Origin of the sequence: Sphingomonas dokdonensis (assembly GCF_002197685.1) — a bacterium.
GTDB lineage: Bacteria > Pseudomonadota > Alphaproteobacteria > Sphingomonadales > Sphingomonadaceae > Sphingomonas > Sphingomonas dokdonensis.
In genome coordinates this window covers 13,392-33,606 of record NZ_NBBI01000010.1, presented here as the reverse complement: position 1 = coordinate 33,606, position 20,215 = coordinate 13,392, and the positions used below count along the sequence as shown (strand labels likewise).

16 protein-coding genes are annotated in these 20,215 nt (G+C 67.9%); 8 read left to right on the top strand and 8 right to left on the bottom strand.

The features are described from left to right. Nucleotides 1-4: 4 nt before the first annotated feature. Both SPDO_RS15475 and SPDO_RS15470 read right to left on the bottom strand, forming a co-directional pair. On the bottom strand, nucleotides 5-778 hold the full coding sequence (locus tag SPDO_RS15475; protein ID WP_088368431.1) for a class II aldolase/adducin family protein: 774 nt from the start codon (nucleotides 776-778) through the stop codon (nucleotides 5-7). A gap of 41 nt (nucleotides 779-819) precedes the next feature. Beyond that, nucleotides 820-1,854 (bottom strand): alcohol dehydrogenase family protein, encoded by a 1,035-nt coding sequence (locus SPDO_RS15470; protein WP_088368430.1) that lies wholly within the window; start codon nucleotides 1,852-1,854, stop codon nucleotides 820-822. Nucleotides 1,855-2,011: 157 nt separating this feature from the next. On the opposite strand from SPDO_RS15470, the gene clpB reads away from it, so the two are divergent. Continuing rightward, a complete protein-coding gene (clpB, locus tag SPDO_RS15465) occupies nucleotides 2,012-4,591 on the top strand; it encodes an ATP-dependent chaperone ClpB (RefSeq protein ID WP_088368429.1) in 2,580 nt (859 codons plus the stop codon). 50 nt (nucleotides 4,592-4,641) lie between these two features. Here the strand turns inward: clpB and SPDO_RS15460 are convergent, their stop codons facing one another. Further along, the gene (locus tag SPDO_RS15460; RefSeq protein ID WP_088368428.1) at nucleotides 4,642-5,475 is read right to left on the bottom strand and encodes an inositol monophosphatase family protein; all 834 of its coding nucleotides are present in this window, start codon (nucleotides 5,473-5,475) and stop codon (nucleotides 4,642-4,644) included. A gap of 64 nt (nucleotides 5,476-5,539) precedes the next feature. On the opposite strand from SPDO_RS15460, the gene SPDO_RS15455 reads away from it, so the two are divergent. Together SPDO_RS15455 and SPDO_RS15450 are read left to right on the top strand one after the other, a co-directional pair. Then, nucleotides 5,540-6,082, top strand: coding sequence for a peroxiredoxin (locus SPDO_RS15455; RefSeq protein WP_088368427.1), 543 nt, complete (start codon nucleotides 5,540-5,542; stop codon nucleotides 6,080-6,082). Between the two features lie 104 nt (nucleotides 6,083-6,186). Next, the gene (locus SPDO_RS15450; RefSeq protein ID WP_088368426.1) at nucleotides 6,187-7,239 is read left to right on the top strand and encodes a GGDEF domain-containing protein; all 1,053 of its coding nucleotides are present in this window, start codon (nucleotides 6,187-6,189) and stop codon (nucleotides 7,237-7,239) included. 362 nt (nucleotides 7,240-7,601) lie between these two features. Here the strand turns inward: SPDO_RS15450 and SPDO_RS15445 are convergent, their stop codons facing one another. Next, nucleotides 7,602-8,234, bottom strand: coding sequence for a YbhB/YbcL family Raf kinase inhibitor-like protein (locus tag SPDO_RS15445; protein WP_088368425.1), 633 nt, complete (start codon nucleotides 8,232-8,234; stop codon nucleotides 7,602-7,604). A 67-nt stretch (nucleotides 8,235-8,301) separates the two neighbouring features. On the opposite strand from SPDO_RS15445, the gene SPDO_RS15440 reads away from it, so the two are divergent. Further along, nucleotides 8,302-8,733 carry a DUF1810 domain-containing protein gene (locus tag SPDO_RS15440; protein ID WP_088368424.1) on the top strand — a complete coding sequence of 144 codons (432 nt, stop codon included), beginning with the start codon at nucleotides 8,302-8,304 and terminating at the stop codon, nucleotides 8,731-8,733. Between the two features lie 79 nt (nucleotides 8,734-8,812). Beyond that, on the top strand, nucleotides 8,813-10,258 hold the full coding sequence (locus tag SPDO_RS15435; RefSeq protein ID WP_245829572.1) for a S41 family peptidase: 1,446 nt from the start codon (nucleotides 8,813-8,815) through the stop codon (nucleotides 10,256-10,258). On the opposite strand, the gene pepN is transcribed toward SPDO_RS15435, so the two are convergent. Further along, entirely contained in the window at nucleotides 10,255-12,849 is a 2,595-nt protein-coding gene (pepN, locus tag SPDO_RS15430) for an aminopeptidase N (RefSeq protein ID WP_088368422.1), read from the bottom strand. The genes SPDO_RS15435 and pepN overlap by 4 nt on opposite strands. Nucleotides 12,850-13,079: 230 nt before the next feature. Here pepN and SPDO_RS15425 point away from each other — a divergent pair, with 230 nt between their 5' ends. The 3 genes from SPDO_RS15425 to SPDO_RS15415 are packed head-to-tail and all read left to right on the top strand — an operon-like array spanning nucleotide 13,080 to nucleotide 16,857. Next, nucleotides 13,080-14,747 carry a M28 family metallopeptidase gene (locus tag SPDO_RS15425; RefSeq protein WP_088368421.1) on the top strand — a complete coding sequence of 556 codons (1,668 nt, stop codon included), beginning with the start codon at nucleotides 13,080-13,082 and terminating at the stop codon, nucleotides 14,745-14,747. A 14-nt stretch (nucleotides 14,748-14,761) separates the two neighbouring features. Continuing rightward, nucleotides 14,762-16,039 (top strand): M48 family metallopeptidase, encoded by a 1,278-nt coding sequence (locus SPDO_RS15420; RefSeq protein WP_088368420.1) that lies wholly within the window; start codon nucleotides 14,762-14,764, stop codon nucleotides 16,037-16,039. Then, a complete protein-coding gene (locus SPDO_RS15415) occupies nucleotides 16,036-16,857 on the top strand; it encodes a Rossmann-fold NAD(P)-binding domain-containing protein (RefSeq protein WP_088368419.1) in 822 nt (273 codons plus the stop codon). The genes SPDO_RS15420 and SPDO_RS15415 overlap by 4 nt, the downstream gene beginning before the upstream one ends. On the opposite strand, the gene SPDO_RS15410 is transcribed toward SPDO_RS15415, so the two are convergent. The 3 genes from SPDO_RS15410 to SPDO_RS15400 form a co-directional block, all read right to left on the bottom strand. Further along, nucleotides 16,767-17,684, bottom strand: coding sequence for a DMT family transporter (locus tag SPDO_RS15410; protein WP_088368418.1), 918 nt, complete (start codon nucleotides 17,682-17,684; stop codon nucleotides 16,767-16,769). The genes SPDO_RS15415 and SPDO_RS15410 overlap by 91 nt on opposite strands. A 281-nt stretch (nucleotides 17,685-17,965) precedes the next feature. Further along, a complete protein-coding gene (locus tag SPDO_RS15405) occupies nucleotides 17,966-18,970 on the bottom strand; it encodes a threonine aldolase family protein (RefSeq protein WP_088368446.1) in 1,005 nt (334 codons plus the stop codon). 46 nt (nucleotides 18,971-19,016) lie between these two features. Then, nucleotides 19,017-20,135 (bottom strand): serine hydrolase, encoded by a 1,119-nt coding sequence (locus SPDO_RS15400; RefSeq protein WP_088368417.1) that lies wholly within the window; start codon nucleotides 20,133-20,135, stop codon nucleotides 19,017-19,019. Nucleotides 20,136-20,215 lie beyond the last annotated feature (80 nt).

Here is a 20,215-nt window from a genome sequence, read left to right as displayed (position 1 = left end):
TCCGTCAGTTGCGGAAGCTGGGATCAATCCGGTCGAGCTTGCGCAGCAGCGCCGGCCAGGCGAGCTTCTCGGCCAACTTGCCCATGCCCACCGGTGCGCTTTGCCCGGCGACCTTGTCCTCGACGCCCTGCGGCGGGTTGTTCAAATTCTCGCGCCCCGCCGACAGCATCAGCACCTGCGCCTCGCATGCGCGCTCCAGGAAGTAGAGCCGCAGGAAGCATGACGCGACGCTGTCGCCCACCGCCAGCGTGCCGTGATTACGCAGGATCATCGCGTGCTTGTCGCCAATGTCCTGCACCAGCCGCTCGCGCTCATCGAGGTCGGTCGCGATGCCCTCATAATCGTGATAGGCAACATTGTGCTGCGCGATCATCGCCGTCTGGGTGTGCGGCAACAGCCCGAATTCCATCGCGCTCACCGCCTGCCCATGCGGCGTATGGAGATGCATCACCGCCGCGGCATCCTCGCGGGCCATGTGGATCGCCGAGTGGATGGTGAAGCCCGCCGGATTTACCGGATGATCGCTGTGGCCGACCGGCTTGCCCTCGACATCGATCTTCACGAGGCTCGACGCGGTGATCTCCTCGAACATCATGTCGTAAGGATTGATGAGGAAATGATGCTCCGGCCCGGGCACGCGCGCCGACAAATGCGTGAAGATCAGGTCGTCCCAGCCATATAGCGCCACCAGCCGATAGGCCGCCGCGAGATCGACCCGCGCCTCCCACTCACCGGGAGCATATTGGTTGCTGTTGTCGACCGATGCCAGCGTGGCCATGACTCTCTCTCCATTGTCGTGCTTTGACGGCGCTTATACCGCTATTCCGGCGTCATCACCACCTTCAGCGCCTCGCGTCGGTCGAGGATCGCGTATGCCTCCGCGCCCTGCGACAGCGGCAGGCGGTGTGAGATGTAGCGTTCGGGCTTCAGCTGCCCCTTTTGCACCATCGGGATCAGTTCCTGCCACCAATGCGGCACGGAGCAGGTGCCGGTGCGGAACGTCAGCCCGCTGGCGAAGGCGCGCTCCATCGGAAAGGGGAAGCGCCGCGTCTGGTTGACGCCAAGGCAGGAGACGGTGCCCCATTTCCCCACCAGCCGAAGCGACAGGTCGATCGTCGCGTCAGCGCCCACCGCCTCGACGACGCTGCTGCACATCCGGCCCTTGGTGTCTTCGCGGATGAACGCCACCGCCTCGCCCGGATCGACGCCGACCGCGCCAAGCCCCTCAGCAATCGCGCGCCGCTCGGGCACCAGATCGATCGCATAGACCCGCCCCGCCCCCATCGCGAAGCAACCCTCCACCGCCATCAGCCCGATCGGGCCGAGCCCCACCACCGCGACGCTCGCGCCCGGCTTGATGTCGGCATTGCGCACCGCCATCCAGCTCGTCGGCAGCGCATCGGTCAGCATCAGCGCCTGTTCGTCGCTGATCCCTTCCGGGATGCGCCGCGCGTTCACGTCGCCCGCCGGCACGCGCACCGCTTCCGCCTGGCTGCCCTGCAGCGCGGCTGACAGCCCGTAGCAGCCCGAACCGTTGTTCTCGCATTCATGCACCCGCCCCATCAGGCAGCCGGGGCAGGCGCCACAGCCGACCGCGGCGGAGATCATCACCCGGTCGCCCGACTTCAGCGTGCGCACCGCGCGCCCGGTCTCGACTACCTCACCGACCGCCTCGTGCCCGACGCAAAAGCCCCTGTCCTCGGAAAAGCCATGGCCGTGGTAGATGTGCAGATCACTGCCGCAGATCGCGCAATGCTTCACGCGGACCAGCACGTCGCGGTCGTCCTGCAACACGGCATCGTCAGTCGTTCCGTACTGGATGTCGCGCGCGCCGAAATACCGCAAAGCCTTCATGATCCGCTCCCGTCCTCTTTCCAGTCAACGGAGCCGATCGCCCGATCCGCGTCAACCACTGGACGCGCGCCCACCGGCTCTCCATCTTTCTAACAGACCCACCCTTGTGTTGCATATCAGCAACACCACATGATGCTCGAAGGAAACAGGGACACCCATGAACCTCGAGAAATTCACCGATCGCGCCAAGGGCTTCCTCCAATCGGCGCAAACCGTTGCGATCCGCATGAGCCATCAGCAGATCGCGCCCGAGCATCTATTGAAGGCGCTGCTTGAGGACGAGCAGGGGATGGCCGCCGGCCTCATCCAGGCCGCGGGCGGTGACGCGCGCCGCGCCGTGACCGAAACCGACGCCGCGCTCGCCCGCATCCCCGCCGTCAGCGGCTCGGGCGCGCAGTCGACGCCGGGGCTCAACAACGATGCCGTGCGCGTGCTCGACCAGGCCGAGCAGATCGCGCAGAAGGCCGGCGACAGCTACGTCACCGTCGAGCGCCTGCTGGTCGCGCTCGCACTGTCGCTCAACACGCCGGCAGGCAAGGCGCTGCAGGCCGCCGGCGTCCGTGCCGACGCGCTCAACAGCGCGATCAACGACCTGCGCGGCGGCCGCACCGCCGACACCGCGACCGCCGAGGATCGCTATGATGCGCTCAAGAAGTTCGCGCGCGACCTCACCGAGGCGGCGCGCGCCGGCAAGCTCGATCCGGTGATCGGCCGCGACGAGGAAATCCGCCGCACCATCCAGGTCCTCGCCCGCCGCACCAAGAACAACCCCGTGCTGATCGGCGAACCCGGCGTCGGCAAGACCGCCATCGCTGAGGGCCTGGCGCTGCGCATCGCCAATGGCGACGTGCCCGATACGCTCAAGAACAAGACGCTCATGGCGCTCGACATGGGCGCGCTGATCGCGGGCGCGAAATATCGCGGCGAGTTCGAGGAGCGGCTGAAGGGCGTGATCGACGAGGTGAAGGCCGCCGAGGGCGACATCATCCTTTTCATCGACGAGATGCACCAGCTGATCGGCGCCGGCAAATCCGAAGGCGCGATGGACGCCGGCAATCTGCTGAAGCCGGCGCTCGCGCGCGGTGAGCTGCACTGCGTCGGCGCGACCACGCTCGACGAATATCGCAAGTACGTCGAGAAGGATCCCGCGCTCCAGCGGCGCTTCCAGCCCGTCTTCGTCGGCGAGCCGACGGTGGAGGACACGATCTCGATCCTGCGCGGGCTGAAGGAGAAGTACGAGCTTCACCACGGCGTGCGCATCACCGACGGCGCGCTCGTCTCCGCCGCGACGCTGTCGAACCGCTACATCACCGATCGATTTCTGCCCGACAAGGCGATCGATCTGATGGACGAGGCCGCGAGCCGCATCCGCATGGAGGTGGAATCCAAGCCCGAGGAGATCGAGACGCTCGACCGCCGCATCCTGCGCTTGAAGATCGAGCGCGAGGGCCTGCGCCGCGAGACTGACGAGGCCTCGCAGGACCGGCTGGAGAAGATCGAGGACGAGCTCGCCAACCTCGAGCAGCAGTCCGCCGAGCTGACGCAGCGCTGGCAGTCCGAGAAGGACAAGCTGGCGGGTGAGGCGAAGCTCAAGGAACAGCTCGACGCCGCGCGGTTGGAGCTTGAGCAGGCGCAGCGCCAGGGCGACCTCGCCAAGGCGGGCGAGCTTTCCTACGGCCGCATCCCCGCGCTCGAAAAGCAGCTTGCCGAGGCGGAAGGCGCCGCGGCCAACGCCATGCTGCGCGAGGAAGTGACCGCCGAGGACATCGCCGGCGTGGTCGCCCGCTGGACCGGCATCCCGGTCGAGCGGATGATGGAGGGCGAGCGCGACAAGCTCCTCAAGATGGAGGAAGTGATCGGCAAGCGCGTGATCGGCCAGGCCGATGCGGTGCGCGCCGTCTCCACCGCCGTTCGCCGCGCGCGCGCCGGGCTGCAGGATCCGAACCGGCCTTTGGGCTCGTTCCTGTTCCTCGGCCCGACGGGCGTCGGCAAGACCGAGCTGACCAAGGCGCTCGCCGAATTCCTGTTCGACGATCCCAACGCGATGGTCCGCATCGACATGAGCGAGTTCATGGAGAAGCACGCCGTCGCGCGGCTGATCGGCGCACCGCCGGGCTACGTCGGCTATGAGGAAGGCGGCGTGCTGACCGAAGCGGTGCGGCGCCGGCCGTACCAGGTCGTGCTGTTCGACGAGGTGGAGAAGGCGCATGGCGACGTGTTCAACGTCCTCCTCCAGGTGCTCGACGATGGCCGCCTCACCGATGGCCAGGGCCGCACGGTCGACTTCTCGAACACGCTGATCATCCTGACGTCGAACCTCGGCAGCCAGTATCTCGCCAATCTCGGCGAGGGCGAGGATGTCGAGACGGTCGAGCCGCAGGTGATGGAGATCGTCCGCGCGCACTTCCGCCCGGAATTCCTCAACCGGCTCGACGAGATCATCCTCTTCCACCGTCTGGGTCAGGCGCACATGGGGCCGATCGTCGACATCCAGGTGGCGCGCGTCGGCAAGCTGCTCGCCGATCGCAAGGTCACGCTCGACCTCACCGATGCGGCGCGCGCGTGGCTCGGCCGTGTCGGCTACGATCCCGTGTACGGCGCCCGCCCGCTGAAACGCGCCGTGCAGCGCTACCTTCAGGATCCGCTCGCCGATCTCATCCTGCGCGGCGACGTGAAGGACGGCAGCACGATCAACGTCGACGAGGGCGACGGGAAGCTGGCGCTGACAGTCGCCTGACCCTCATCCAGCGACGGGGAGGGCGCGCCCGCGTCCTCTCCGTATCCGGCTCAATGATCGTGGTGCCCGTGCCCATGGTCATGCCCACCCGAGGCCGCGTGCAGCGCCTCCAGCACCTCGTCCATCCGCGCCGGATCGCCGATCGCCAGCACCTGCCCCGTGCTCGCCGCGGTCAGCGGGTCGCCGTTCCAGTCGCACATCCGCCCGCCCGCGCCTTCGACGATCGGTGCAAGCGCGGCGAAATCGTACAGCGCCAGCCCGCCCTCGCACACGATGTCGAGGTGCCCGCTCGCCAGCAGCCCGTAATTGTAGCAGTCGCCGCCATAGACCGGCCCCTGCCGCGCATGCCCGCCTGACACCGCCGCGACCAGCGCCAGGAAATGCGGCACCTCGTCGTCGTTGAAGGCATGCGGGCTGGTCGTCGCCAGGATCGCCCCCTCCACTTCGCGGCAGGTGCGCGTTTTCGCCGGCGCGCCGTTGAACAGGGTCGGCCGCCCCGCCGCGCCGATCCAGCGTTCGCGCTGCACCGGCTGGTCGATCACCCCCATCACCGGCCAGCCATCCTCGACCAGCGCCACCAAAGTCCCGAAGATCGCGCGCCCAACGGTGAAGCTGCGCGTGCCGTCGATCGGATCGAGCACCCAGGTGCGCCCAGTCACACCCTCCTTGATGCCATATTCCTCGCCATGGATCGCGTCGCCGGGTGCCTCGGCGTCGAGGATCCGCCGCATCGCCGCCTCCGCCGCGCGATCGGCCAGCGTGACCGGCGAATGATCCGCCTTGATCTCGGTGCCGAGCTCGCCGCGAAAATAGGGGCGGATCGCGTCGCCCGCAGCATCGGCGAGGCGGTGGGCGAGGTCGAGGTCGGCTTGGCGGATCGGCATGCGACATGCCCTATCGCGCCGCGCCGCGCAGCGCTAGAACAGCGGCAGTTTTCGGGAGACTCCCATGCGCCACTATCTTGCCGCCGCTGCCGCCACGATCTCGCTTGCCATCGCCGCACCTGCTGCTGCCGTTCTGCCGGTCGGTGCCAAGGCGCCCGATTTCACCACCCGCGGCGCGGTCGCCGGCAAGGTGGTGAACATCAATCTCGCGCGCCAGCTCAAGAAGGGCCCGGTGGTGCTGTACTTCTTCCCCGCCGCCTTCACGTCGGGCTGCAATGCCGAGGCACGCGCCTTTGCCGAGAACATCGCCGCCTTTCGCGCCGCCGGCGCCACCGTCATCGGCATGTCGGCGGACACGGTGGAGGATCTCACCAAGTTTTCCGCTGCTGAATGCGCCGGCAAGTTCCCCGTGGCAAGCGCCGGCCCGCGCGTCGTCGCCGGCTATGACGTGGCGCTTGGCCGCCAGATCAAGGGCCGCGATGCCACCCGCCGCACCAGCTACGTCATCGATCGCACCGGCCGTATCGCATATGTGCACGACGATCTCTCGGCCGATCGCCACGTCGCGCTGACGCTGGAAGCAGTGAAGCGACTTCCCCGCTCCTGACCGGAGCCGTAACCTCTGCAACTTTATTTTAGTTTATCGGGTGCATAAGGAGAATCACGGGGCGCGATGCCCACACGGCGGCCAGGGCGAGATGGGGCGGGCACATGGCGGAGTTCCTCACGCAACAAGAGGCTGAGCTGTATCGCGCGATCGGCCGTTTTCTGTGCGAGCAGAAGCTGAGCGTCGACCCGGCCAATTACGCCTTCGCGTTCCGGGTCGTAAGCGATCCTGCAGGCGCGCTGGCGCGCTCGGTGGCGGCGCTCACCGACGGCGGGGTGCGGCTCACGTCGCAGGATATCGCTGCGCTCGGCGGCACCCCGACAGCCGGCACGGCCGCGCTGGTGTCGCTGCACGACGGCATGCCCACCGCCGCGCCGCGGCCATCCCAGTCAAACGGTAAAAACGAGGCGGAAGCAATCGTCGCCCGTGCCGAGATGCAGGTGGCCGATTTCTCGCGCGCGGTTCGCTCGATCCATGCCGAAACCAGCGGCTTCGGGCGAGAGCTTGCCGCCAGCGCCGCTGCCATGCGCGATTCGCGCGCCACGACCGATTTCGACGAAGTGTTCCGCCTCACCGCGGCGATGATCGATCGCGCCAACGTCGCCGAGCACCGCATGGCGGCAGCGGAGCAGGAGGCGGAGGCGCTGCGCAGCGCCTTGGACAAGGCGAACGGCACCGCCCGCCTTGACCCGCTCACCGAATTGGCAAACCGCCGCGCTTTTGACGAAGCCTATGCCGCCTTATCCCCTGGCACCCCCGTCGCCCTCGCGGTGTGCGATATCGATCACTTCAAGCGCGTGAACGACGATTTCGGCCATGCGGTGGGCGATCGCGTGCTGCGCGCCGTTGGCTCGTCGATCGCCGGCGAGTGCGGCAATGCGATGGTGGCACGCTACGGCGGCGAAGAGTTCGCGCTGATGTTCGTCGGCGTCGACCTGGACGCGGCCGTGGCCATGGTCGATCGCGCGCGCAGCGCCGTGGCCGCGCGCCGCTTTCGCTCGCGGGCCACTGATGCGCCGATCGGGGCCATCACCATTTCCGCCGGCGTCTCCGCCGGCACCAGCGACGAGCCGCGCGAGGCCGTTTTCGCCCGTGCGGACGCTGCAATGTATCGGGCCAAGGCGTCAGGTCGCAATCGCGCACTAGCCGCCGCTTGATGGCGTAATCCGCCAATCCGATCTGGCGAAAGGCGCCAACGCCAGGATCTCCTGTCGCTAAGTGGTTGATTTATCGCTGCTGAACAAATTGGCACGCCCCCTGCAATATCATTGGCATCGGTACCGAATGGTTCGGTGCCGCCATCAGGGAGTTACCATCATGACCTATCGTCACCAGCTTCGCCTTCAGGTCGCCAGCCTCGCCAGCGCCTTTGTTTTCGCCGCCCTGATGATCAGCGCTGCTGTTCCGGTCGTTCCGGTCGCCTGACCGGAACGCCAGCTTAGCAAAGGAGGGACCGTCTCATGATCCGCTCATTCTCGATCGCGCTCGTGTCCATGCTGAGCACCTGCGCCGTGCTCGCCTATATGGATGTCGCGGCAAGCGTCGTCTGAGTGCCGCCCACCGCCGCGTCTTCGCCACGCGAATAGGTGCCGATCAGCAGCCCCGCTGCCAGCACATGCCCCGCCATCGCCCGGATCAGCGCGCTTCGGCCGGGCGACTCGCCAGGGTCCTCGACCCCCGCATCCAGCGCGAACAGCTGAAACACATAGCGATGCTCGCCATGCCCGGTCGGCGGATCGGGCGGCAGCCACCCTTCGCTCAGATACGAATTGCGGCCGACATCGCCGGTTTCGGCATCGCCGGCACCGTCCGCCACGATCGCACCTTCGGCCAGCCGGCCCGCGTCTGCCGCCATGCCCCACACGATGGCATGGACCAGCGGCTGTGGCGCGGGCGCATCGGCATCCTCGACCAGCAGCGCGAGCGACGCCGTGCCGTCGGGCAGCGGCCCCCACACCAGCGGCGGCGACACGCCCTCGCCGTCCGCGGTGAAACGCGGCGGCAATCGCGCGTCCTGCGCGAATGCCGGGCTGCTCAGGTCGATCGCATCGAACCGCCCGCCAAGCTCCGGCTGAACGATCGCCAATTTGCTGGCGCCGGCGCGCACATTGCCCAGCGTACGCCCTAGCCAGGCAGGAATATGTTCAAGCATCGCAACTCCTCTCCCCGGCGTAACGCACCAGCGGCATCCGCGATGCGTCCCGCGCGTTTTGTGCGCCATGACCAGCCCCGCCTCCGACCCGTTCGATCTCGCCCGCTTCGTCAGCGCACAGGAGAACAGCCACGCAGATGCGGTGGCGGAGCTGCGCCGCGGTCGAAAGACCAGCCACTGGATGTGGTTCGTCTTTCCGCAACTGCGCGCGCTCGGCCGCAGCGCCACCGCCCAGCATTACGGCATCGCCTCGCTGGCCGAGGCCGAGGCCTATCTGCGCCACCCCCTGCTCGCCGCACGGCTGGCCGACGCGTGCGACGCCCTGCTCGCCGCCACTGGATCGGCCGAAACGATCCTCGGCCCGGTCGACGCCATGAAGCTGCGCTCGTCCATGACGCTGTTCGCCGCCGCCACGAAAGAGCGTGACCGCTTCGATGCGGTGCTCGCACGCTTCTACGGTGGGCAACCCGACGCCGCGACGCTGGCGCTGCTCGGCTGAGTCTTCCGTGCGGCAGGCGCTGGCAAGATGGCCGCAAGCTGCTAAGTACCTGTCCTGAAAAGGTTGTGGGGAGCGTATCATGCGTCGATTGGCCGCTGCGATCAGCATGGCGAGTGTGTTGGCGGGCTGCGGCGGCGATGGCGGCGGCAGCAGCAGCGGGACGCCGGTTGCGACCGCCCCCGCGCCCACGCCGTCACCCACCGCCAGCGCCTGTTCGCTGCAAAGCCGCCAGCAATGGGCCGACGCCGAGCTGCGCGAATGGTATCTGTTCCCCGACACGCTGCCCGCCAGCCTCGACGCAAGCCGCTATGGCGACGTGCAAAGCTATGTCGATGCGCTCACCGCCACCGCGCGCGAGCAGAACAAGGATCGCTATTTCACCTATGTCACCTCGATCGCGGAGGAGAACGCCTATTTCGCCTCCGGGTCGAGCGCCGGCTTCGGGTTCCGCATCGCGATCGACCCTGCCTCCGCGCGCCTGTTCGTCACCGAAGCGTTCGAGGGCACGGCGGCGCTGGAGGCGGGTATCGATCGCGGCACCGAAATCGTCGCCATCGGCCAGCCCGGCAGCCCGCTGCGCACCGTCAGCGCACTTTATGCCAGCGGCGGCGCGCGGGCGGTCAGCGATGCATTGGGCGGCTCGCGAGCCGGCGACACCCGCGTGCTCGACCTTCGCGCACCCAATGGCGCCGGCCGGCAAGTCACCGTCACACCGCGCGACTACACGCTCGATGCCGTCTCCCCGCGCTATGGTGTCACGATCATCGAGGATGAGGGCCGCCGCGTCGGCTACGTCAACCTGCGCACCTTTATCTCCACCGCCGAACAGCCGCTGCGCGACGGTTTCGCCCGGCTGCGCGCCGCTGGCATTACCGATTTCATCGTCGACTTCCGCTACAATGGCGGCGGGCTGGTCTCCACCGCGCAGGTGCTCGGCGACCTTCTCGGCGGCAATCGCCAGCGCAGCGAGGTGTTCAGCTACACCACCTTCCGGCGCGAGAAATCGTCAGAGAACAGCACCGAATATTTCACCCCGCAGCCACAATCGGTCTCCCCCACCCGGATCGCCTTTATCGGCACCGGCGCCACGGCGTCTGCCAGCGAAAAGGTGATCAACGCGATGATCCCCTATCTCCGCGCCAATGTCGCGCTGATCGGCACGGACACTTATGGCAAGCCCGTCGGCCAGATCGCGCGCGATCGCGCCGCCTGCGACGATCGCCTGCGCGTCGTCGCCTTCGCCAGCCAGAATGCCGATCGCCAGGGCGATTACTACAACGGGCTGGCGCGCTTCATGCCCGTGACCTGCCAGGCGAGCGACGACCTCACCTACCCGCTCGGCGACCCGCGCGAGGCATCGGTGCGTCAGGCGCTGGGCTTCCTCGCCGGGCGCAGCTGCACCCCGATCGGCGGCGCCGCCCCCAGCGCCAGCGCGGCGCGGGTGCGCGACGTCGGCGTGCAGCGCACCTTGCTGACGCCCGAGCGCCCCGCCACCTTCCAGCGCGAGACGCCCGGCGCGTTCTAACCCGCCAGGCTCTTTGACGCCTGTTCGAACAGGTCCTTGGACAGCCCCGGTGTCGCCACGATCCGCTCCAGCTCGGCGCGCATGAGCGCTGCGCGCGCGGGGTCGAAACGGCGGAAGCGGCCGAGCGGCGGCAGCAATTTCGCCGCGGTCTGCGGATTGAGCCGGTCGAGCGCGATCAGCTGGTCCGCCAGGAAGCGATAGCCCGCGCCATCCGCCCGGTTGAACGCGCGCTGGTTCACCGCAAAGGCGCCGATCAGGCTGCGCGCGCGGTTCGGGTTGGCCAGCGTGAAGCTCGGATGCTCGGCCAGCGCCGCTACGGCTTCCAGCGTATCGTCGCGTGTCGACAGCGCCTGCGTCTGAAACCATTTGTCGAGCACCAGCGCATTGCCCGAATAGCGGTTGTAGAAAATGTCGAGTGCCGCCTCGCGCAGATCGCTGTCGCCGTTCACCAGCGTGCTGAGCGCGCCCTGCCGGTCGGTCATGTTATCGGCCCGCTCGAACTGGCGGAACGCCATCTCTGCCGCGTCGCTCGCGCCCGATGCGGCGATATAGCCAAGTGCCACGTTGCGGATCCGCCGCGCGCCCTTCGCCGCCGGCGTATAGGCGTATGGCGCATCGCTGCTGTTCGCCTCGTAGATCGTGCGCCAGCGATCGGCGAGCGTGCGCCCCAGATCGCCGCGCAGTGCTTCGCGCGCGCGATAGATCGCCTCGGGATCGACAATGCTTAGCTGATCGCCGACGAAGCTCTCCGACGGCAGCAGCACCGCCTCCGCGACGAACGCCGGATCAAGCGCCGGATCGTCAAGCGTGTCGGCCACCGCATCGATTACCGCGCGGTGATCGGCCTCGCCCTCGACCGCGCCGGCGATCAGCGTGTCGAGCATCAACTGCTGCATCGCCTCGTAGCGCGCGAAGGGATCGTCGTCGTGCCGCGCGAGAAACGCGAGGTCCGCCGCCGTCCGGTCGCTCTCGATCGTCACCGGCGCGGAAAAACCGCGGTTGATCGACAGCACCGGGCGCTCGGCGATCCCGTCGAACACGATCGTCTCGATCGTTTCGTTCAGCAGCACTAGCTGCTCCGGCCCCAGCGGCTGGCCGGTTTCCGCCCCAAACAGGCGGATGCGCAGCGGCAGCACCATCGGCTCCTTGGCGGATTGCCCCGGCGTCGGCGGCACCTGCTGCGCCAGCCGCAGTGTCGCACGCCCGCCGTCATGGTCGAGGCTCGCCGACACGCGCGGCGTCCCCGCCTGGCTGTACCACAGGCGGAATTGCGCAAGGTCGACGCCGCCGCCTTCTTCCATGCAGGCGACGAAATTCTCGCACGTCGCCGCCGTCCCGTCGAAGCGATCGAAATAAAGGTCGCACGCGGTACGGAACCGCTCCGGCCCCAGGATGGTCGCCATCATGCGGATCAGCTCGGCGCCCTTGTTGTAGATCGTCGAGGTGTAGAAATTCGAGATCTCGAGATAGCTTTCCGGGCGCACCGGATGCGCCAGCGGCCCGGCATCCTCTGGAAACTGACTGGCGCGAAGCCCGCGCACGTCCTCGATCCGCTTCACCGCCGCCGAACCCTGATCGGCCGAGAAGCCCTGATCGCGAAAGACGGTGAACCCCTCCTTCAGCGACAGTTGAAACCAGTCGCGGCAGGTGATGCGATTGCCCGACCAGTTGTGGAAATATTCGTGCGCGACCACCGCAGCGATCGCATCGTAATCGTAATCGGTCGCGGTGTCGGGATCGGCCAGGATGTAGCGGCTGTTGAAGATGTTCAGCCCCTTGTTCTCCATCGCGCCGAAGTTGAAATCGTCCACCGCAACGATGTTGAATACGTCGAGATCGTACTCGCGGCCATAGACGCGCTCGTCCCACGCCATCGATGTTTTCAGCGCGTGGAGCGCGTGATCGGTCTTGGGCAGATCGCCTTCGCGCACCCAGATGCCAAGCTGCACCTCGCGCCCCGATCGCGTCGTGAACGTGCCGGCGTTGCAGGCCAGATCCCCCGCCACCAGCGCGAACAGATAGGAGGGCTTGGGAAACGGGTCATGCCACTCGGCCCAGTGCGTGCCATCGTCATTGTCGCCGCGCGCCACAGGATCGCCATTCGCCAGCAGCACCGGATAGCGCGCCTTGTCCGCCGTCATGCGGACGCGATAGGTCGCCAGCACATCGGGCCGGTCGGGGAAGAAGGTGATGCGGCGAAAGCCTTCCGCCTCGCATTGCGTGCACAGGTTCCCGCCCGAGGAATACAGCCCCATCAGCTGCGTATTCTGGTCAGGCGCGATTGCCACCTCGGTTTCGATCACATGCGCGTCGCCCGTCAGCGGCACGACGAGCTGACCGTCCTCGATCCGCCAGTCGTTCACCGCCAGGCCGTCCACGCTCACCGACAACGGCGTCAGCCCGTCGCCATCAAGCCGCAGCGGCGCGTCTCCTTCGCCGTTGCGCGTCACCTCCAGCCGGGCGCGCACCCGCGTCGCCGCCGGGTCCAGCGCGAAATCGAGCGCCACGTTGGGCACCAGCCACGCAGGCGGGCGGTAATCCTGGCGGTGCTTGATCGCAGGGGCGGCGGGGGCGGTGAGAACGTCGAGCATAAAAGAAGATATAAACAGGGCGGCTTACGGTTCCATCGCTAATGCTTGCGGAGACGCCCACGGCTGCTAGGTCTGGCGGCAGGTCCACTCCCCTTCGTTCCTGTGGCGTGCGGTGGAGGGGCGGTGCAAGCCCTTGGCAAGCGCCGCTTCTTTGGGTGATCCGCGCCGCATTTTCCGGCCGCAATTCACCTGCGCATGGCCAGCGAACGCATGGCTTTCTGGAAGCGTCTATGCGTCGTTTGTTTCTCGCCCTCTGCCTGTCGTCCGCCGCCCTCCCCGTCGTTGCACAAACCGCTGCCCCACAAGGTACCGCCGCAGCCGCGCCGGCAAACGCCGCACCGCTCTCGCGCGAAGCAACCGCGATCAAATCGCACGTCATGTTCCTCGCGTCGGATGCGATGCGCGGGCGCGAGGCGGGCAGCCCGGAATATGACATCGCCGCGCAATATGTCGCCGCGCAATTCTACGCCGCCGGGCTGAAGCCGGGCGGCGACAAGCAGGGCGAGGACGTCGGCTATCTGCAGAACGTGCCGCTCGTCGCGTACAAGCCCGATGGCGAGGGCACGCTCACCCTCACCGCCGCCGCCGGCCAGACCGCGCTCGCCTTTGGCACCGATTACATCCCCTCGGCCAATTCGCGCGCGAAGGAAACCAGTGTCGCCGCACCCGTCGTCTTCGTCGGCTACGGCATCGTCGCCCCGCAATATGGCCGCGACGATTACGCCGGGGTCGACGTGAAGGGTAAGATCGTCGCCTTTGTCAGCGGCTCGCCATCGAAGATGACCGGCGAGGAGCGCGCCTGGCTCGGCTCGGCCTCCACCAAGGCGCAGGTCGCGGCCGACCACGGCGCGGTAGGCGCGATCGCGCTCGTCACTTCGCGATCGGACAAGCTGCGCCCGTTCGCGCGGCTGGTCGACGCCAACGACCATGTCCGCATGGCCTGGGCCGAGGCGGACGGCACCGGCCACGTCGACGAAGGCGGCGCCCCCACGCTTGCAACGCTCAGCCTCACCGGCGCGGCAAAGCTGTTCGCCGGCGCGCGCACGCCCTGGGCCAAGGTCTCGCGCGAGGCGGACAAGGCAGACGCGGCCTTCAAGCCGGAGGCGCTGCCCGTCACGCTGGCCGTCGCCACCAAGACCAAATTCGACAAGGCGCGCTCGTCCAACGTCGTCGGCCTGCTTCCGGGCAGCGATCCGGCGCTCGCACGCGAGGTGGTCGTCCTCTCGGCCCACCTCGATCACATCGGCATCAGCGGCAAGGGCGAGGACAAGATCAACAATGGCGCGCTCGACAACGCCATCGGCATCGCCAGCCTGATCGAGGAGGCGAAGCGGTTCGGGAAGGAAGGGCCGGCCAAGCGCACCATCATGTTCCTCGCCGTCACGGCGGAGGAAAAGGGCCTCGTCGGCAGCGATTATTTCGCCAACCACCCGACGGTAACAGCGGAGTCGATCGTCGCCGACGTCAATCTCGACATGCCGATCCTCACCTATCCGTTCGAGGACATGGTCGCATTCGGCGGCGACCGCTCCACCCTCGGCCCGATCATCCGCAGCGCGGTGGAGGGCGCCGGCGTCGCGCTGTCGCCCGATCCGATCCCCGACGAGGGCATTTTCGTGCGCTCAGACCATTTCCGCTTCGTGCAAAAGGGCGTGCCCTCGGTCTTCCTGTGGCCGGGTCAGAAAGGGCCGGGCAAGGCCGCGGTCGAGCATTTCCTCTCCACCAACTATCACAAGCCCTCCGACGATCTGTCGCAGCCGATCCTGTGGGAACAGGGCGTGCGCTTCGTCGACGTGAACTATCGCATCGCGCGCGAGATCGGCGATGCGCCCTCACGTCCGGTCTGGAACAAGGGCGATTATTTCGGCACGTTGTTCAAGGGGCCGACTGCCCCGTAACCGGGGGAACAGGGATGAGGAAGGTCTTGGGCGCAGCGCTGCTGGCGGCAGCGCTGGTGCCGACGATGGCGGCGGCGCAGGGGCTGAACCCCGGCTTCGATATCAATGCTGCGACCCGCGCCTACCTCGATCTGCTGCAAGGGCCGGCGCGCGCCAAATCGGACGCCTATTTCGAGGGCGGCTATTGGCTGATCCTGTGGAATGCGGTGGTCGCCGTGCTGGTCTATGGCGCGCTGCTCGCCAGCGGCGTGTCGGCGCGGCTGCGCGATCTGGCCGCGCGACGCGTGAAGCGTACCTGGCTCGTCCCCGGCCTCTACGGCGTGCTGTTCAGCCTCGTCACCTTTCTGCTGTTCCTGCCGTGGAGCATCTACACCGGCTTTGTGCGCGAAGCGCAATACGACCTGATGAGCCAGACGTTTGGCGCCTGGCTCGTCGACCAGCTCAAGCTGCTGGGCGTCTCGCTGGTGGTGAACGCGCTGTTGTTCACCGCGATCTACGCCGTCATCCGCCGCTTTCCCTGCCGCTGGTGGGCAGTGGGAACAGCGGTGGTGATCGGCTTTCTCACACTCGGGCTCCTGCTCGGCCCGGTGTTCATCGAGCCGATGTTCAACCGCTACACCGAAATGCCCGCCGGCCCGCTGCGCGACCGGATCGTGGCGATGGCCGCGGCGCACGACATCCCGGCCGAGCACATCTACGTCAGTGACGCCTCGCGCCAGACGAAGCGGATCTCCGCCAATGTCGCCGGGCTCGGCCCGACGATCCGCATCGCGCTCAACGACAATCTCCTGAACCGCACCTCGCCCGACGAGGTCGCCGCGGTGATGGGGCACGAAATGGGGCATTACGTCCTGAACCACATCTGGTGGCTGCTGTTCTGGTTCGGCCTCGGCGTGCTGATCGTCTTTGCCGTGATCGCCGCTCTCGCGCCGCGCTTGATCGCGCGCCACCCGCGCTGGGGCGTGCGGGACGTGGCCGACCCCGCCGGCGCGCCGCTGCTGCTCGCGATCGCCAGCGTGCTGGGGGCGCTCGCCACCCCCTATATCAGCAGCGTGACGCGCTGGGAGGAAAGCCAGGCCGATCGCTTCGGCCTGGACGCCGCCCGCGCGCCCGACGGCTTCGCCTCCGTCGCGATCCGCCTGTCCGAATATCGCAAGCTAGAGCCCGGCCCCGTCGAGGAATTGCTGTTCTTCGATCACCCTTCGGGCAGAACGCGCGTTCGGATGGCCATGCAGTGGAAGAAAGACAACGTGCCCGGCGCCACGATGGTCAGGCCGACGCTCGCGCGATGAGCCGCCTGTTCATCTTCGGCCTGGGCTATGCCGCCAGCGCAATCGCCGACGAAAGCGGCTGGCCGCTTCTCGCCACCACGCGTGACGGCCGCGCCGGCACGATCCGCTTCGACGACGATGCGGCGGTGCGCGCCGGCCTTGCCGCGTCGACCCACGTCCTGTCCTCCGTCCCGCCCGACGGCGACGACGATCCGGTGCTTGCCCGCTACGCCGACGCGCTGGACGGCCGGTGGCTCGGCTACCTCTCCTCCACCGGCGTCTATGGCGATGCTGGCGGCGCCTGGGTCGACGAGAGCGCGCCGATCCGCGGCCGCCGCGCGAACCGCAACGCCGCCGACGCCGCCTGGCTGGCGCTGGGCGCGCGCGTGTTCCGCCTGCCGGGCATCTACGGCCCCGGCCGCTCGCCGCTCGATCGCGTCGCGTCGGGCAAGGCGCACCGCACCGGGCTCGCCGATCAGGTGTTCAGCCGCGTCCATGTCGCCGACATCGCCAGCGGCGTCGTCGCCGGCTTCACCGCGCCGGCGGGTGCGTACAACCTGTCCGACGACCTGCCGTGCAGCCAGGACCGGGTGATCGAGCGCGCCGCCGCCATGCTCGGCCTGCCGCTACCGCCGATCGTGCCGCTCGATACTCTCTCCCCCGCCGCGCGCGCCTTTTATGCCGAGAACCGCCGCGTCGCGAACGGCAAGGCGAAGCGGGTGCTCGGCTGGCAGCCGCATTATCCCGACTATCGGTTGGGCCTGCGCGCGGTGAGCGCGATGACCAGCCCCACCGCCGCCAGCGCCGCGCCCCCCGCCGCGAGCGGCGACCAGCGGTAGCCCTCGAACGCGGTCGACAGCGCCATCGCGATCACCGGCACGATGACGCTGGAATAGGCCGACTTCGCAGGCCCAATGATGCGGATGACGCCGAAATACAGCGGAAAGGCGAGCGCCGACGCTGCCAGCCCGAGGTACAGGATCCCCGCGACATAGCCGATCCGCCACTCCATCACCGGCGGTCCCACGGTGAACCACGCCCAGGCGGCATCGAAGGCCGCCCCCATCAGCATGGCGATCGCGGTGGTGCGCAGCATCGGATAGCGCCGCGCCGTCTGCGTCCCCTGCATCACGTTCGCGCTCGACGCCGACAGGATCGCGCAGAGCGTCAGGCCGATGCCGGTCAGCGCGGTTGCCGGCCCGTGCGGGTCGCTGCGCACCTCATGCAGGAACAAGAGCGCCACGCCGGCCATCGCTACTGCCGAGCCAAGCACCAACTGCCGCCCCAGCCGCTGCCCCAGAAAGATGCGCGCGAACAGCGAATTGGGGATCAGCAGCAGCGCAAAGGTCACCGCCACCAGTCCCGATGTGATGAATTGCTCCGCGCGATAAACGAAGTTGAAGTTCATCACGAACTGCGCCAGCCCCAGCGCCGCTGCAAAGCCGAACCCGCGCGCGTCGATCCGCCCCGGCTCGCGCCGCACCGCCGCCCAGAGAAACAGCGCGACCCCGGCGACGAGGAAGCGATAGCTGACCGACCACGATGGCGGCACCACGCCCAACTGATCGCGGATCACCAGCCACGTCGATCCCCAAATCAGCGTGACGATCGCGAACGGGATCAGCACATGGGCGCGGGTGGATTGCGGCGGCGGCGCATCGGTCATGCTGCGCGCCTAGTGCGGATTTCGAGCGGTTGCTACTGCAACACCTTCAACGTTCCGCCGTTCGGGCCGAGCCTGTCAACGCACGGGCGCCAAGCACACGCCCTCCGACAAGCTCAGGACAAACCGATCGGCTCGTTCAGCGCCGCCAACGCCTTCCACAAACGCGCCGTCATGCCGGGCTCGTCCCGGCATCCACTCGTCCGCATACGCATTGGCTGCGGATCAAGCCCAACCCTCAATGCCGGAACGAGCTCCGCATGACGTCAGGTGATAGGCAAGCATCACCTTAACGCCGCAATCGCCGCCGCCAGCGGCTCGATATCCTCGGCCCGCTGGTTCCACGACACTACCAGCCGCGCCTCGCCCGGCCCCCAATCGTAGAAATCGAAACCCTTGTCCCTGAGCGCCGCCGCTTCCTCCGCGGACACGCGCAGGAACACCTCGTTCGCCTCGACCGGATGCACCAGCCGCTCGCCCGCCGCCGCCGCGATCAGCGCCGCACCCGCATTGGCATTGCGCGCATTCGCCAGCCAGCGGTCCTCCTCCAGCAGCGCCAAAATCTGCGCCGCCAGATACCGCCCCTTGGAAAACAGCAGCCCGGCGCGCTTCCTGCGATAACGGCTCGCCTCCACCAGCCCGCGCTTGAAGAACACCAGGGCCTCCGCGCCCATCCCGCCGTTCTTGACGAATCCGAAGCTCAGCGCCGTCACGCCCGCGCGCCACGTCATGTCGGCGGGCGAACAATCGGCATGGACCAGCGCATTGGCGAAGCGCGCGCCATCCATGTGCAGCGCCAGCCCGCGCTCGGCCGCCAGCGCCCCGATCGCCGCCACTTCGTCGGGCCGATAGGTCAGCCCATATTCGGTCGCATTGGTGATCGAGATGGCGTGCGGCTGCACCTGATGCACCGCGACCCGGATGGTCGACAGCAACGCGCGCAGCGTGTCGGGCGTCAGCTTCGCGCCCTCGCCGTCCGCCAGCAGCAGCTTCGCGCCATGGGTATAGAATTCGGGCGCGCCGCCTTCGTCATTCTGGATGTGCGCATCGTGGTGGCACAGCACCGCGCCATGCGGCGGGCACAGCGCGGCAAGCGCCAGGCAGTTCGCGGCGGTGCCGGTGGGCACCCACAGCACCTCCACCTCCGTCTCAAACAGCGCCGACAGCCGCGCGTCGAGCATCCCCGACCAGCGATCGCCATCGTAAGCGGTGTCGAGCACGTCGGCCTCCGCCATCGCGGCCAGCACGGCGGGGTGTACGGGGGCGGCGTTATCGGAAAAGAAGCGCATGGCCAGCGCCTTGCGAGCCGCGCGCCATCGCGTCAACCGATCGGGATCAGCTTTCGGGCGCCTCGTCCTCGACCGCGGCGATCGTCGGCCCGCGATAGCCGGTAACGGTCGCCGCCACCGCTTGGATAAGCTGCTGGCGCTCGCGCATCGGCCGCTCGGTATCGCCGATCATCACCGCCACGGCATAGCGGCGCCCGTCGGGCGAGGTCAGCAGGCCGACGTCGTTGAACCCCGCATTGCGCCGGCCCAGCTCCTGCCCCGTCCCGGTCTTGTGCGCCAGCGTCCAGCCCGGCGAGATCCCCGCCTTCAGTCGCGCGCGCCCGGTGCGGCTCGATTCCATCGTGGAGATCAACAGCCGCGTCGAAGTTTCGGACAATAGCTCGCCGCGCGCCAGACGCGACAGCGCGTCCGCAATCGCCAGCGGTGCGGCGCCATCGGGCGGATTGTCGATATAGCGCTGCAGCGCCGCCGCGCGCACGCCCGGATCGAGCCGCGCGCGCATCACCGCAAAGGTGTTGCCGACGCTCATTGACTGATCCCACGTCAGCCCGGCCGTCCCGGCCTGCAACAATCGCTCGCCTGGGCCGAAGCGGATGTCGCCCAGCTGCTTGCGCTCGATGAACGATCGCACCGCCTGCGGCCCGCCCACCAAGGTCAGCAGCCGGTCGTTGGCGGTATTGTCGCTTTGCGTCAGCGCGCGGAACAGCAGATCGCTGACCGTCGTGTTCCACACGCCATTCTTCACCAGCACCGCGCTCGGCTGGTGGAACAGCGTCAGGTCCGCAGGCGTCAGGCTCACCGCATCGTCCAGCCGCAACCGTCCCGAATCGCGCTGGTCGAGCACGGTCATCGCGACCCAAAGCTTACTGACGCTCTGCTGCGGCAACGGGCGGCGCCCGCCGGCCTCCACCGTCCATCCCTCGTCCACCGCGCGCACCGCCACGCCGGCAATGCCCGGGAATTCGCGCACCAACTGGGTGATCGAGGCCGTCATCGCGCGCGGCGCGCGATTAACCGGCAGCGGCTTGGGCTTGGGCACCGGGATCGCCACCACATAGGCGGGGGCGGCCTGCGGCGTCCGGGTCGCCACGTGCGAGGGGCGCTCGTCGATCCCGCATCCGCTCAGCGAAAGCAGCGCCGCGCCAGCAATGAACCGTCCGATCATCGTTACGCTGTGCCCCCGAGCGTTCGTCGCGAAACAGGCTATCCCAAAATCCCTCATTGAAAACGGGGACTTACCAGCGC

What these genes read in the sequence shown, in the direction of transcription:
- SPDO_RS15475 (WP_088368431.1), bottom strand. Translation starts at nt 778, where the DNA reads ATGGCCACGCTGGCATCGGTCGACAACAGCAACCAATATGCTCCCGGT.
- SPDO_RS15470 (WP_088368430.1), bottom strand. Translation starts at nt 1,854, where the DNA reads ATGAAGGCTTTGCGGTATTTCGGCGCGCGCGACATCCAGTACGGAACG.
- clpB (WP_088368429.1), top strand. Translation starts at nt 2,012, where the DNA reads ATGAACCTCGAGAAATTCACCGATCGCGCCAAGGGCTTCCTCCAATCG.
- SPDO_RS15460 (WP_088368428.1), bottom strand. Translation starts at nt 5,475, where the DNA reads ATGCCGATCCGCCAAGCCGACCTCGACCTCGCCCACCGCCTCGCCGAT.
- SPDO_RS15455 (WP_088368427.1), top strand. Translation starts at nt 5,540, where the DNA reads ATGCGCCACTATCTTGCCGCCGCTGCCGCCACGATCTCGCTTGCCATC.
- SPDO_RS15450 (WP_088368426.1), top strand. Translation starts at nt 6,187, where the DNA reads ATGGCGGAGTTCCTCACGCAACAAGAGGCTGAGCTGTATCGCGCGATC.
- SPDO_RS15445 (WP_088368425.1), bottom strand. Translation starts at nt 8,234, where the DNA reads ATGCTTGAACATATTCCTGCCTGGCTAGGGCGTACGCTGGGCAATGTG.
- SPDO_RS15440 (WP_088368424.1), top strand. Translation starts at nt 8,302, where the DNA reads ATGACCAGCCCCGCCTCCGACCCGTTCGATCTCGCCCGCTTCGTCAGC.
- SPDO_RS15435 (WP_245829572.1), top strand. Translation starts at nt 8,813, where the DNA reads ATGCGTCGATTGGCCGCTGCGATCAGCATGGCGAGTGTGTTGGCGGGC.
- pepN (WP_088368422.1), bottom strand. Translation starts at nt 12,849, where the DNA reads ATGCTCGACGTTCTCACCGCCCCCGCCGCCCCTGCGATCAAGCACCGC.
- SPDO_RS15425 (WP_088368421.1), top strand. Translation starts at nt 13,080, where the DNA reads ATGCGTCGTTTGTTTCTCGCCCTCTGCCTGTCGTCCGCCGCCCTCCCC.
- SPDO_RS15420 (WP_088368420.1), top strand. Translation starts at nt 14,762, where the DNA reads ATGAGGAAGGTCTTGGGCGCAGCGCTGCTGGCGGCAGCGCTGGTGCCG.
- SPDO_RS15415 (WP_088368419.1), top strand. Translation starts at nt 16,036, where the DNA reads ATGAGCCGCCTGTTCATCTTCGGCCTGGGCTATGCCGCCAGCGCAATC.
- SPDO_RS15410 (WP_088368418.1), bottom strand. Translation starts at nt 17,684, where the DNA reads ATGACCGATGCGCCGCCGCCGCAATCCACCCGCGCCCATGTGCTGATC.
- SPDO_RS15405 (WP_088368446.1), bottom strand. Translation starts at nt 18,970, where the DNA reads ATGCGCTTCTTTTCCGATAACGCCGCCCCCGTACACCCCGCCGTGCTG.
- SPDO_RS15400 (WP_088368417.1), bottom strand. Translation starts at nt 20,135, where the DNA reads ATGATCGGACGGTTCATTGCTGGCGCGGCGCTGCTTTCGCTGAGCGGA.